Below are 12649 nucleotides of genomic sequence, written 5' to 3'. Positions count from 1 at the left end.
AACAGAGCCTTTCACGGAATCTCGTCCGCAACAACAACCGGCGAAACGACTATGGCAAAAGGCGCACCGTCTCACGCGGCACTTGCTCCAGCTTTGACACCCCCGCAAGCGCCATCGCCGCTTCAAGCTCAGTCTGCAATATCGTCAGCATATGCGCGACGCCCGCCACGCCGCCGACGGCCAGCGCATGCAACACCGGCTGCCCAAGCAGCACCGCTTGCGCGCCCAGCGCTAGCGCCTTGAGCACATCGGTGCCACGCCGCACCGCGCCATCCAGCAGCACGGGCACGCGGGCGTTCACAGCAGCGGCAATATCCGGCAGCACATCAAGCGTCGCAGGCACAGTATCAAGCGTGCGCCCACCATGATTAGAAACGATCAGCCCAGCCGTGCCCGCCGCGAGCGCGGGGGCAACATCGGCCGGATTAAGAATGCCTTTAAGCACCACCGGCAGCGTCGTCGCGCGCGCGAGCCGTTCGATGTCGGACCACGTCGGCGCGCCCGCTAGCATCCCTTTGAACACCGGACTGCCCGCGCGACTATCGGCGACCGGCGCTCGCGCGAGGCCGCGCAGGTTCACCGATTCGATACCCGGAGGCAGCCGGAAACCCGCCCGCTGCTCCACATTGCGAATACCGTTGATAGGCGCATCCACGGTGACGACAAGCGCGCGATAACCCGCCTGTTCCGCGCGCCGCACGAGCGTGAGCGTATCGTCCCATTGCGGCTGCATATAAAGCTGAAACCACAGCGGCGCACTCGAAGCTTGCGCGATGGCCTCAAGCGACACGCTCGCCTGCGTGCTCACGGTCATCCACGTGCGCGTGAGCGACGCCGCCTGCGCGGTGGCCATCTCGCCCGGTTCGCAAACGAGCTTGTGCCACGCGGTCGGGCCAATCAGGATCGGGTAGTCGAGCGTTTCGCCAAAGAGCGTCGTGCTCGCCGTTGCCGTTGACAAGTCGACCAGCGCACGCGGCATGATCCGCACGCGGTCGAAGGCGCGGCGATTCTCGTGCTGCGTGATGCCGTCGGCGGCCGCCCCTGCTATATAGGCGCGAATCGCGGGATCGACGCGCTCATGAAAATAGCGTTCGTAATCGAACAAGGAAACGCAGTCGGCAGGAATCGTCGTCATCGTGTGCTCACAGTTCCGACCAGCGCCGCAACAGGTTGTGATAGTGATTCACGAGGCCATGCACGGCGGGATGCTCGTCGCCCATCTCAGTGCGAATCGCGATGATCGACCGGTCGAGTTCATAGAGCATGGTGCGGCAGGTCTCGTCCTTCACGAGCGATTGCGCCCAGAAAAACGAGGCCCAGCGCGCGCCGCGCGTGACCGGCATCACGCGATGCAGACTCGACGCGTGATAAACGATCATCGAGCCCGCAGCCAGTTTGATCGAGCGCGCGCCTTGCGTGTCCTCGACCACGAGTTCGCCGCCGTCGTATTCGTCGGGTTCGGAAAGGAAGATCGTGCTGGAGACGTCGGCGCGCATGCGCATGCCGCCCGAGCCGGGCACGGTCTGGATGGCGTTGTCGACGTGCGTGCCGAAGGTCATGCCCACGTCGTAGCGGTTAAAGCGCGGCGGCAGCACACGCAGCGGCAGCGCCGCCGAATGATAGGTCGCGTTGCGTCCGAGCGCGTGCAGGATCAACTCGCCGAGTTCGCGCGCCTCGGCGCTTTCTGCCGGAATCTGGAGATTGCTTTTGGACTTCGCGGCAAGATCGCCTGCGCTCTGGCGGCCGTCCACCCATTGCGCCGCTTCGAGCACCTGGCGGCAATGCCGGACTTCGGCGGGTGTGAGTACATCGGGAATCTGGATGAACATGGCGACTTGCTCGTGACGAATAAATGGCAAAGCAGGGGATCGCCTTGAAGGCGACCCCCTGCGTCAAGCACGGCCTGAACTTAGAACGTCACGCCCGCGCTCAGGAGGAACGTGCGTCGCGAAGTCGGCACCGCACGCGACGTGCTGAACGCGGACTGATAGTTCAAATGGTCGGTCAGGTTATACAGGTTGAGTGAGATGCGATAAGGCCCTTGCTCGTAACCGATCATGCCATCGAGCGAGAAATTATCGGGCATACGCGCCGTATTCGCCGAATCCACCCAGTAGGCCGAGGCGTATTGCAGCCCGCCGCCCACCGTGAGCTTGCCCGGCAGCGGCAGCAGTTTGTGCGGCACGATATAGCTGGTCCAGAGCGTGACGTTGTTGTTCGACACGCCCGGCGCGGTCTTGCCGATCGAGGTCGCCGCGCTTGCTTCGGTGACGATGCCGTTGTAATACGCGTAGGCGATATTGGCGGTCCAGTTGTTCGTGATCTTGCCCGAAAGGCCCAGTTCCACGCCGCGAATGCGATAGCCTTCGCCGCTATCGGAGAAGCCCGGCGAGAGATCGCCCGTGTCGGGGTCGACCGTGTACGAGTGCGACTTGCGGGTCTGGAACAGCGCCGCCGTCACGCCAAGACGCTTGTTCAGGAAGTCGAGCTTGGTGCCGATCTCGACGGTGTCCGCGCGTTCCGGTTCGTTGTCGACGCCATTGGCGGGCACTTCCGACTGCACGCCACCCACGGCGAGCGCGATGTCGGTGCCCACCGGCCGATAGGTGCGCGAGAACGACGTATAGAACATCGAGTCCTTGTTCGGCTCCCAGATTGCCGCGACAGCGGGGCTAACCTTGCTCGAATCGGCGGTGCCGCCGACCGACGACGCATTCGTCCAGTATTTGCTGCGGAAGTAATCCCAGCGCAGATTGCCCATCAGCGAGATCTGTTTGTTCAACCAGATGCGATCGTTGGCAAAGACGCCGACATCCGACGATTCCGCATCGCGCGTGGTCGCGCCGTAGCCCAGCGAATAGCCCGCAGGCATCTGGTAGGCCGGGTTCACGACGGTCTGGTTGTTCACGCGGCCGGTCCACGTACCCTGGTCGCGGTGATCGCGCTGATAGTTCATGTCGAGGCCGACCACGGCGCGATTGCGGAACGGCCCGAGATCGAATTCGCCCTTGGCGGTCGTCACATTCTGGACGCCGAGGCCGCGTTGCAGATACGCCGCGCCGCCACCCGCACCATAGGTGAGCGCCACGTTCTGGCCCGCGAGCAGCTTTTGCCGGTTGGCATTGGTGATCGCGGCGGGATTGGTCGACGAGAAGTCGCGTTCGTAGAAGGTGAAGCGCGTGTCGTTGTCGATCTGGATGCCGTTGTTCAGTTTCTTCGTGAACAGCGACGAGACGATATGCGTATCGCTCTTGTCGTGGTCGGTGTTGCGCACGTACGAGGTCGACGAATCGAGGCCCGGCACGCCGTATTCGAGCACGGGGCGATAGAGGCCGTCCGAGCCTTGCGCCATCGGCAAGCCATAGTCGGGCACGCCGTCACGGTGCAGATACGAATAACCCAGATGCCACTCGGTATTCGTGCCGATACCGAGACCCAGATCGAGCGCGACGCCCGCGCGATTGTCCTTGACGTTGTCGCGATCGGGCGTGTTGCCGTTCTGGTACATGCCGTTGATACGCAGCGCCGTCGTCTCGCCGAGCTTGATGTTGCTGTCGAGCGTGGTGCGATACGTCGAGCCCGAGCCGCCGCTCTGGTCGATGCTCGTCGAGGTTTCCAGGTTGGCGAGCTTCGAGGTCTGATTGATCAGGCCGCCAATGCTGCCCACGCCAAAGCTGTCGCCCGACGGCCCTTTGATGACCTGCACGCTGTCGACGTCGAAACTGTCGCGCTTATAGGCGCCGAAGTCGCGCAGGCCGTCGATATAGATATCGCCTTTGGCCGAGAGACCGCGAATCTTGAACTGGTCGCCGCTCTGGCCGCCATTGCCTTCGCCGGTCGAAATCGTGATGCCGGGCACGTTCTTGAGAATCTGTTCGAGCGACGTCGCCTTTTGCTGCTCGATCAGTTCGCGCGGAATGACGTCGACGGTTTGCGGCATCTCCTTCACGTTGTCGGGCAGACGCGCAATGCCCGTGGTCGCTTCGTTGTTGTTCGCGGACATCGCAGCCGAAACCGCGATGGTCGGCAGCGCGCCGCCTTCGGCGGCGTGCGCCGCTGGCGTGGCCTCGGCGACGCTCGCCGTACCGTCGGTGGCGCGCTTCGCGCTGGCGGCATTGTCCGTTGCCGCCTGTGCGACCTGTGCCTGCGCATGGGCCATGAACGGCACCGACGTCAGCGTGAGCGCCACGCCCGCCTTAGCCGTGCCGGAGAGGAGGCGGGTAATCGCCAACGATACGACTGTCTGCTTCATCAAACTACTCCTGATTTCGTCGGGTTCGAGTTGTAATGGTTTGCACAACGAATAAATGGCGTGCGCCCGCCTGCCTCACAGTCGAGAGGACTGGACGGCGGGGCATGCGTCGTGGCGCGTCAGTGGATTCGGGGCACGTCGAACGCGCTCGACCGGGTTGTGAAAGCAACTCGGGCGGCAGGGTTCACGCGGCGCATGCGCGCTGACTGAAACCGGGCGTACGCGGATGGGCGTCTAGCGGCCGGGCGTCTCGGGTGCCGGGTCCCTGCGGTGGCGTCGGGCTGCGCGGGGAGAGGTGAAAGCGAATCGAATGAGTTGTAATGAAATTGCAGGCAGAAATATAAGGGTTGGTTACGAAGATGTAAACGATTCTTATTTGCGAGCCGGGGAGGAATGTGTTACCTTACATTACAACTAGAAAGATTCGTAATGTAATCAGTGAGTTGTTGTGCTGGCAACGAAATTGAGCGGAGGAAGGTGAGATTTCGCTCTTGTTTTTCCGTGCATTTTATTTGTGTGAGGCACGAAGAGGCGCGAAATGTGAAGCTTACACGGGCTGCGATTTTGCGGGCCGGACCAGCGCTGGAGGCTGGAGGCCTGGGCGTTCCGTGTGAGAGGGCGCACAGGCGTGCGCCCCCGGATGCAGGTTAGAACTTGTGTCGCAAGCCAACCCGGCCTACGAACTGCCGCTGCGTGGACGAACTGTCGTCGGCGCCACCGGCGTAGGCCAGATCCAGCGCGGTGCCGCTGTTCGCGCTAATGGCCCGTTGATAGCTGGCCATCGCGTAGACGTCGGTGCGTTTGGTGAAGTTGTAGTCGAGCATCATGCCGAAGGTGTGGTATTTCGGCCGGTACGACCCGGCTGAGGTATCCAGCTTCGCCTGGGTGTAGTCGTACATTGCGCCGAACATGAGCGCGGTGGTGATCGCCCAGTTCGCGTTGACCTCGAAATTGTCGAACTTCAGCGACGATGCCTGCTGTCCCGCCGGCACGATCGCGCCGCTGATGTACGAGTACGCCGTCGGGTCGTTCAGGTTCGTATGCGTGTACACGAAGCCAAGCGTCAACCGGTCGACCTGGTAATTGATCCCCGCGCCGTAGACACGATGGCGCGAGGCGACGAAACCCGCATCGTCGGTGGTCACTGCGCCCAGGGCGTTGGCGCCGGGATTCGTCACGTTGAGCCACGCTGCGCCGAGCGAGAGTCCGTTGACCGAATAACTCACGCCGATGCTCTGCGCGTTATTGGTCGAGATCTGGCCAGGATTGTTCGAGAACGCATACGTCGCGCCCACGCGCAAGCCACCGAAATTCGCGCTGTTGAACTGCACGGCGTTGTCAAGGCGGAACGAGTTGTCCGTGTTGTCGTTGTCATAGGGATGCTCGAACAGGAAGCCGCCCCAGTTGCCGTTGGCCGTGAGCGGCGCGAGATATTCGACGAGCGAATCGTACTGGCGTCCAAACGTCAGCGTGCCGATGTCGTCCTGCGCGATCCCCACCCAGGCCTGGCGTCCGAACATGCGGCTGCCTTCCATCAGTCGTCCTGAACTTGCATCGATGCCGCTTTCCAGCTGGAACACGGCAGAAAGCTTGCCGCCCAGCGCTTCCGAACCCCTGATCCCCCAGCGGCTACCCTGTGCCGCGCCGCTCATCATTTCCGTGACGGAGTGCGCGCGAACGTTGCTGGTGTAGTCGATGCCTTCGTCAACCAGCCCGAACAACGTGACCGAGCTTTGCGCCCACGCAGGCGCGAGCGCCATGCCCGTGAGCGCGCCCACGAGCCAGTGTGTCTTTTTCAATGGATGTCCCGAATGTCGTTATAGGGTGTCTTCGCGAACGGCGCGAACCGTCCGCTGCGGTGTTACTTCGTGGCTTGCACGTCGCCCAGGTAGCGCTTTTCGAGTCGCGCAATCGTGCCGTCCTGTTTGAGGCGCGCGAGCGCGGCGTCGAGTGCCTGGCGCGTGCGGTCGTCGCCCTTGCGCACGCCCATTACGCTGCTCGCGCCCATGATGGCGGGGTCGTCGATGCGCGGGCCGGCAAGCTCGAAGCCTGCGCCCTGCGGCTTGGCGAGAAAGCCCAGCCGCGCCGCCGAGCCCACCACGACGGTTGCGTCGAGGCGGCCATTGGCGAGGTCGGCGTAAATGCTGTCCTGGTCCTGATACTCCTGGACCTGCACGCCATGCGTCGCCCAATTCGCCTTCGCGAAAGCGGCCTGCGTGGAGCCTTGCAGCACGCCCACGCGCTTGCCGGCCAGCGCGGCCGCGTCGGGCGTGAGATGGCTGCCGCGCGCCGCAACGAGGCGAATGTCGGCGGGATAGACGGGTTGCGTGAAATCCATCACGGCACGCCGTGCGGCGGTCGGCGCGAGCGAGGAATTGATCGCGTCGAATTTGCGCGACTGAAGGCCGGCAATCAGGCCGTCGAAGCTGCTTTCGACCCAGACGCATTTCACGCTGGCCGCGGCGCAGATGGCGTTGCCGATGTCGATGTCGAGACCGGCGAGCTGGCCGTTGGGCAATTTGTATTCGTAGGGCGGGTAGCTCGGATCGGTGCCGAAGCGAAGGGTGGCGGCGTGCGCGCCGCCGGATGCCGCCGCCGCGCAGAGCAGTGCGGCCGCGAGTGCAGCGAGGCGGCGCGAAGGCGATTTGAAGTGTTTCATCGACGATTCCTTGAAGACCTTGTTAAGCGGCGAAGCGGGCGTGGGCGAGCGAAACGAAGAAGCGCACGCCCAGCGGCAGCACGTCGTCGTTGAAATCGAACTCAGGGTGGTGGCAATAAACGCCGCCTTGCCCGAGCAGCGCATAAGCGCCGGGGCGGCGCAGCAGAAACTCCGAGAAGTCTTCGGAGCCATTGAGCGGCGGAAAATCGCGCAGCACGTTGTCCGCGCCGAAGATGTCCGTGGCGGCGCGCGCGGCGGCGTCTGCCTGCTCGCGATGGTTGATCGTCGCGGGCGAACTGTTGCGAAACTCGACGGCGATCGAACAGGTGCTCAGCGTGGCGATGCCCGCGCAGATTTCGCCGATGCGCGACTTGGCCAGCGCGCGCACGTTTTCGTCGAAAGCGCGCAGCGTGCCGGTCAATTCGGCGTGCGAGGGAATCACGTTGGGCGCGCTGCCCGCATGCACGCTGCCGATGCTGAGCACGGCCGTCGCGCTGGGCTCGATCGAGCGGCTCACCACGGTCTGCAACGCGCAGACGAGTTGTGCGGCGGCCATGACCGGATCGCGGGTCTTTTCCGGCGCGGAGCCGTGCCCGCCCACGCCGTCGATGCGGATGATGACCTCGTCGCACGAGGCCAGCATCGCGCCGTCCAGCACGCCGAAGGTGCCGGGCGGGAAATGGGGCGCATTGTGCAGGGCGTAGATTTCCTCATACCCAAAGCGGGCTTCCAGACCGTCTGCGAGCATCGCGTTGGCGCCGCCGCCGGTTTCTTCGGCGGGCTGGAACACCAGCACGACCGTGCCGGCGAAATCGCGGTGACGGCTGAAATGCCGCGCCGTTCCGAGCAGCATTGCGGTATGGCCATCGTGCCCGCAGCCATGAAACACGCCCTGCCGCATCGAGCGGTGCAGCGGGCGGCCTTCCTCTTCCATCGGCAACGCATCCATGTCGGCACGCAGCGCGATCGTGCGGCCTTTGCCGCGCAGCCCATGCACGACGCCCACGACCCCCGTGCCGCCAATGCCCGTATGGGTTTCGATGTCCCAGGCGCGCAGCTTGGCAGCCACGAGTTCGCTCGTGCGATGCTCGTCGAAGGCGATTTCCGGGTGGGCGTGGATGTCCCGTCGCAATGCGACTAGTTCGTCGATGTCGATATCGACCGTGTTCGGTGCCACTGTTGCCTCCTTGTATACTTCTGGTCTTCGGTTGTGCCGGAGTTCGCATACTAGGGGCGCTGTGTCAGGCGCCGATTTCCAATTTCTCATGCTCATAGCCATTGCTTATGGAACGAGGCACGCTCAAGACGTCGCAGTTGCAGATGCTCGTGGCCATTGCCGAGCACGGCACGCTCATGGCCGCCGCCGATGCGCTGAACGTCTCCCAGCCCGCGGTCACCAAGAGCATCAAGGAGCTGGAAGCCCGGCTGGGCGTGCAGTTACTGGAGCGCAGCGGCGCGGGCGTGCGGCTCACGCGCTATGGGGAAACGCTGCTGCGGCGCGCGCGGGCCGTCGTCGCCGAGATCGCGAGCGCCGAGCGCGAGTTGGAGGAAATGCGCACGGGCGCGCAGCGCACGCTATCGATTGGTGTGTCGCTGCTGGCTTCGTCGTTCGCCATGCCCGAAGCGCTGCGCGCCTTTCGCGCGCGTTTGCCCGACGTGAGACTCAATGTCTACGAATGTCTGCCTACGCAAATCATCGACGGCTTGCGCGACGGGTCGTTCGATCTCTGCGTGGCCTTCGTCGCCAGCGGCGATGTGACGGCGGAATACCGCGTGGTGGCGCTGAGCGACACCGCGCAGGTGCTGGCGGTGCGTCAGGGCGATCCGCTCGCGAAGGAAACCCGCCTTGAAAATCTGACCCGCGCGCGCTGGTTGTATAACCACACGCGGGAAAGCCTGCCCGCTTACTGGCGCGAGTTGTGTGGCGAACGCGCGTTGCCGCTGCCTTCGCATGTCAACGTCTGCACGTCGCAGCGGCTTTATGGGCAGTTGGCCCAGGAGCCAGGCACCATAAGCGTATGGCCGGAATTTTTGCTGGAAGAGCCCATCAGGCTAGGGTATCTGGAGCGACTCGAAACGGATGCCTGCCAGCCTCGCCTGACTTTGGGCCTCATGCATCGGCGCGACCTGGTGTTGACTTCGGCGCTCGAATACTTCGTCGAGTGTATCCAGCGCACTCAGAGCTGAGTGCGCCACTGGCAATCGCAAAGCACCCGCCCAAAAAAACCGCGCATCGACGATGCGCGGTCATTTAATCCGGAGTCCTTCTGTTCGATCAGAACTTGTGGCGAATGCCCACGGTCGCGATCGCCTGCACCGTGTCGTTCGACGAATAGCCATACGAACCGATCGACGCTTCCGCCGGGGCCGTGCCGCCCTTGCCGTTGCCTTGCGTGCCGCTCGCGTGCTGCCATGCGCCCATCAGATAGACGTCGGTGCGCTTCGAGAGTGCGTAGTCGGCGCCAGCGGAGACCTGATGATAGGTCGCCGAGGTATCGCCATCGGCCTTCGTGTAGATGTAGCCCAGACCGAGCAACAGAGCGGGCGTAGCCTGATAGCCGACGTAAGCGCCGCCTACGTTATAGCGCTCGGTGCTGCCGAACGCCGATTGCGCGTCCGGACGATACTGCGCATTGCTGTAGCGCAGGTTCATCTTCACCGGACCCATGACGTACTGCACGGCCACCGAGGCGATGCCGATGGATTTCGCCGTGATATAGCCGTTGTTCAGCGGCGTATTGGGATCGAAGTTGCCGTCGAAGGTGCCGTCCGAGGTGCCGCTCCAGCCCGTGCGCTTGACGCTCGACGCCGCGTTGGCCGCGTAGAAGTAGCCTGCCGCCGCGCTGAACTGGCCGATCGAGTAGGTGGCCGCGCCCGACCACGTCTGGCCCGAACCCGTCTGGCCCGCGACGCCGCCCAGCGCATACAGGCCCTCGAACTGGAAGCCCGAGAACACTGGCGAGACGTACTTCACGGCGTTGCTGGTGCGCGAGCTGTTGTCGTTGTTGTCGACGTCGCCCGGGGTGGAGAACATGCTGCTGAAGTCGTTGTCGGCCGTGAGCGGCTGGATCATGTCGACGAGCGGATCATACTGGCGGCCGAGCGTGACCGTGCCCCACTGTTCGCCCGACAGGCCGACGAACGCCTGGCGGCCGAACATCCGGTTGCCCTGGTGGAAGCCGCCCGTGTTCGGATTGAAGCCGTTTTCGAGCTGGAAGATGGCCTTGAGGCCGCCACCCAGATCCTCGGCGCCTTTGAGGCCCCAACGGCTGCCCGACAGGTTGCTGTCCGCCATGCCCCAGCGATGGTCGCCTTGCGAGTTTGCGTGGCTCACGTACTGGATCGAGGTGTCGATCACGCCGTAGAGCGTGACGCTGTCCGCTGCGAACGCGGCCGAACTGGCGCCGAGCAGGGCGAGGGACACGGAAGCGGAAAGGCAGGAAAGTCGAAGCGTGTTCATCTGTTGTTGTGTCGTGTGACGGTGGTTGAATGAAATCTTTTTCGGCGAGCCGCGCTGCGAGGGTTAGCTCGCGACACCCATTGCCGGATCGCTGACGCTGTCCTTGCCGGTTTCGACGCGGCCCGCGAAGCGGCACGTCACGCCGTTTTCGGCGGCCAGCGTGAAGTCGTACCAGCCGTTCGAGGCCGTAAGCGACCAGTACGGCTCGACCTGCATGCCCGAGGGCACGCTATAGGTCCAGGGACCATCGGCGCGGTAGGCGTTGCTCGTGACCGTGACGCTCGTGGTCGACGTGCCCGTGTTCATGATGGTGAGATAGACGGCGTTGTTGGACGCGTCGTAACACACGCGCACTTCGGGTTTCGGACCCGTTGCGGCCGCAACGATATTGCCCGTGAACGCGCGATGAAAACCGTTCGGCCCGAGCACCCAGAGGCTGTACGCGCCGCTGTCCGTGGAGGTGGGCGTCCAGATATCCGAGAGTTCCTTGCCTGCTTCCACGGTGTAGCGGCGCGGCGGGCGGTCCAGATGCAACCGGTCGTAGACATGGAACACCGCGCCCGCGCTGCCGGTATTGCTGAACACGAGCCACACCGCGCCGTTTTGTGTGTCGACATTCGCGCTCGTGTGCAGGTGATAGGGCAGCGCGCGCGAAGGACGCAGCGCGAGCGTCTGTTGCGGCATCGTCTGGGTGGCGACCGAAGGCACCGGCACCGCGCCTGCCGCACTTTGCTGCGCACTCTGCGCATCGGCGGCGGCCTTGGTCGGGGCGGCTATCGCAGCGGGCGCGGCGTCGTTGGGCGTGGCGAAGTTGAAGCACGAGGTGAGATCGCCGAACACGGCGCGACGCCACGGGCTGATATTCGGCTCGCTCACGCCGAAGCGCGCTTCGAGAAAACGCAGCACCGAGGTATGGTCGAATACCTGCGAATTGACGAAGCCGCCCGTGCTCCACGGCGAGACCACGAACATCGGCACGCGCGGGCCAGGGCCGTAGGGCAGGCCGTCGGGCTTGAGCGGCGACGAATCGCCGGGCGGGTTCGGCACCGTGAAGTATTCGTACTGCGTCGTGACCGTGGACTTGCCCGCATAGGTGCCGTCGCCATTGGGCGAGGGTGCGTCGGGCGGCGGCATATGATCGAAGAAGCAGTCGTTCTCGTCGTAGTTCACGATGAGTACGGTCTTGCTCCAGACATCCGGATTGGTTGTGAGCGCATCGAGCAGCAGTTGCAGGTAGTACGCGCCCTGGCCCGGCGTCGACGCGCCGGGATGCTCGCAATAGGCCTGCGGCGAGACGATCCAGCTCACCTGCGGTAGTTGCCCGGCCGCGATGTCGTCGCGCAGCGCCTGGAGGAAGCCGCCATCGGGCATGGTGTTACCGATACCCTTGTAAAGCGGCGAGAGCGCTTCCATCGCCGGGGTATAAGGCGCATTGGGCGAGCCGGGCACGGTCTCGTTGACCTTGCGAAAGCTCGCGAAACCTGCGAGCGGATTGTCGGTGTAGTTGTCGGGCTGGTTCTCGTAGACCTTCCACCTCACGCCCGCCGCTTGCAGGCGCTCGGCGTAGGTGGTCCACGTGAGGCCGGTTGCCGATGCGCCCAGACCGTCCCAGCCATTGTTGTTCACCACGGCGTAGTTCGAACCGGTCGGGCCGTTCGTGCCGGTCCACATGAAGATGCGGTTCGAGTTGGTGCCGCCGTGCAGCGAGCAGTGATACGCATCGCAGATCGTGAACGCGTTGGCCAGTGCGAAGTGGAACGGCAGATCGGCGGCTTGCAGATAGCCCATCGACACATCGCCCTTCGACTTCGGCCATTGCGTCATGCGGCCGTTGTCCCAGGCGCTGTGCGAGTCGGTCCACGAATGCGCGCCGCCCGCGAGCAGCGCGTTGCCCTTGGTGCTGTCGAGATGGAACGGCAGCACGGTGCGGCTGCCGTCGCTCTGCTGCCAGACGTTCGCGCCGCCGGGCTGCGGGATCGTGAGGCGGTCGGCGAAACCGCGCACGCCGGGCAGCGTGCCGAAGTAATGATCGAACGAGCGGTTTTCCTGCATGAAGATCACGACGTGCTGCACGTCGTTGATCGTGCCGGTCGTGTTGTTCGCGGGAATCGCGAGCGCACGGCGGATCGCGGGCGGAAACAGGCTGAGCGTCGCGCCCGCTGCGGCGGCGCGCAGGAAGTGACGGCGATCCAGTGAAGTCATGATGGGTGGTTCTTTTGATGGGTTGTCGCGCGCGCAGGCACACGCAGCCAGACGAGCCGGCGCGCGCGAGACGGTG

General features: G+C 64.1%; 9 protein-coding genes. 1 reads left to right on the top strand and 8 read right to left on the bottom strand.

The genetic code is table 11. The features are described 5' to 3' along the window. Nucleotides 1-49: 49 nt before the first annotated feature. From U5782_RS39280 to U5782_RS39255, 6 genes are all read right to left on the bottom strand, one after another. Complete coding sequence (locus tag U5782_RS39280; protein WP_322049246.1) at nt 50-1135, bottom strand: alpha-hydroxy acid oxidase; 1086 nt, start codon at nt 1133-1135, stop codon at nt 50-52. Nucleotides 1136-1142: 7 nt separating this feature from the next. Continuing rightward, entirely contained in the window at nt 1143-1829 is a 687-nt protein-coding gene (locus U5782_RS39275) for a Fe2+-dependent dioxygenase (RefSeq protein ID WP_322049245.1), read from the bottom strand. Between the two features lie 80 nt (nt 1830-1909). Then, nucleotides 1910-4252, bottom strand: a complete 2343-nt coding sequence (locus U5782_RS39270; RefSeq protein WP_322049244.1) for a TonB-dependent receptor — start codon at nt 4250-4252, stop codon at nt 1910-1912. 647 nt (nt 4253-4899) lie between these two features. After that, nucleotides 4900-6012: a porin gene (locus tag U5782_RS39265; RefSeq protein ID WP_322049250.1), complete on the bottom strand. Its 1113-nt coding sequence runs from the start codon at nt 6010-6012 to the stop codon at nt 4900-4902. 101 nt (nt 6013-6113) lie between these two features. Next, nucleotides 6114-6911, bottom strand: coding sequence for an ABC transporter substrate-binding protein (locus tag U5782_RS39260; protein ID WP_322049243.1), 798 nt, complete (start codon nt 6909-6911; stop codon nt 6114-6116). 22 nt (nt 6912-6933) lie between these two features. After that, nucleotides 6934-8088 (bottom strand): amidohydrolase, encoded by a 1155-nt coding sequence (locus tag U5782_RS39255; RefSeq protein ID WP_322049242.1) that lies wholly within the window; start codon nt 8086-8088, stop codon nt 6934-6936. 107 nt (nt 8089-8195) lie between these two features. Between U5782_RS39255 and U5782_RS39250 the strand changes: the two genes are divergently transcribed. Next, the gene (locus tag U5782_RS39250; RefSeq protein ID WP_322049241.1) at nt 8196-9098 is read left to right on the top strand and encodes a LysR family transcriptional regulator; all 903 of its coding nucleotides are present in this window, start codon (nt 8196-8198) and stop codon (nt 9096-9098) included. A gap of 88 nt (nt 9099-9186) precedes the next feature. Here the strand turns inward: U5782_RS39250 and U5782_RS39245 are convergent, their stop codons facing one another. Together U5782_RS39245 and U5782_RS39240 are read right to left on the bottom strand one after the other, a co-directional pair. Further along, complete coding sequence (locus U5782_RS39245; RefSeq protein WP_322049240.1) at nt 9187-10371, bottom strand: porin; 1185 nt, start codon at nt 10369-10371, stop codon at nt 9187-9189. Between the two features lie 63 nt (nt 10372-10434). After that, nucleotides 10435-12573 (bottom strand): phosphocholine-specific phospholipase C, encoded by a 2139-nt coding sequence (locus U5782_RS39240; protein WP_322049239.1) that lies wholly within the window; start codon nt 12571-12573, stop codon nt 10435-10437. Between the last annotated feature and the right edge of the window lie 76 nt (nt 12574-12649).

The organism is Paraburkholderia sp. J67 (genome assembly GCF_905220265.1).
Classification (GTDB): domain Bacteria; phylum Pseudomonadota; class Gammaproteobacteria; order Burkholderiales; family Burkholderiaceae; genus Paraburkholderia.
The sequence above is the reverse complement of the archived record's forward strand: the minus strand, read 5'-3'. Positions and strand labels throughout refer to the sequence as shown.

Bases quoted from the DNA above. Each gene is read 5' to 3' on its own strand.
- U5782_RS39280 (WP_322049246.1), bottom strand. From the start codon at position 1,135: ATGACGACGATTCCTGCCGACTGCGTTTCCTTGTTCGATTACGAACGC.
- U5782_RS39275 (WP_322049245.1), bottom strand. From the start codon at position 1,829: ATGTTCATCCAGATTCCCGATGTACTCACACCCGCCGAAGTCCGGCAT.
- U5782_RS39270 (WP_322049244.1), bottom strand. From the start codon at position 4,252: ATGAAGCAGACAGTCGTATCGTTGGCGATTACCCGCCTCCTCTCCGGC.
- U5782_RS39265 (WP_322049250.1), bottom strand. From the start codon at position 6,012: ATGGCGCTCGCGCCTGCGTGGGCGCAAAGCTCGGTCACGTTGTTCGGG.
- U5782_RS39260 (WP_322049243.1), bottom strand. From the start codon at position 6,911: ATGAAACACTTCAAATCGCCTTCGCGCCGCCTCGCTGCACTCGCGGCC.
- U5782_RS39250 (WP_322049241.1), top strand. From the start codon at position 8,196: ATGGAACGAGGCACGCTCAAGACGTCGCAGTTGCAGATGCTCGTGGCC.
- U5782_RS39245 (WP_322049240.1), bottom strand. From the start codon at position 10,371: ATGAACACGCTTCGACTTTCCTGCCTTTCCGCTTCCGTGTCCCTCGCC.
- U5782_RS39240 (WP_322049239.1), bottom strand. From the start codon at position 12,573: ATGACTTCACTGGATCGCCGTCACTTCCTGCGCGCCGCCGCAGCGGGC.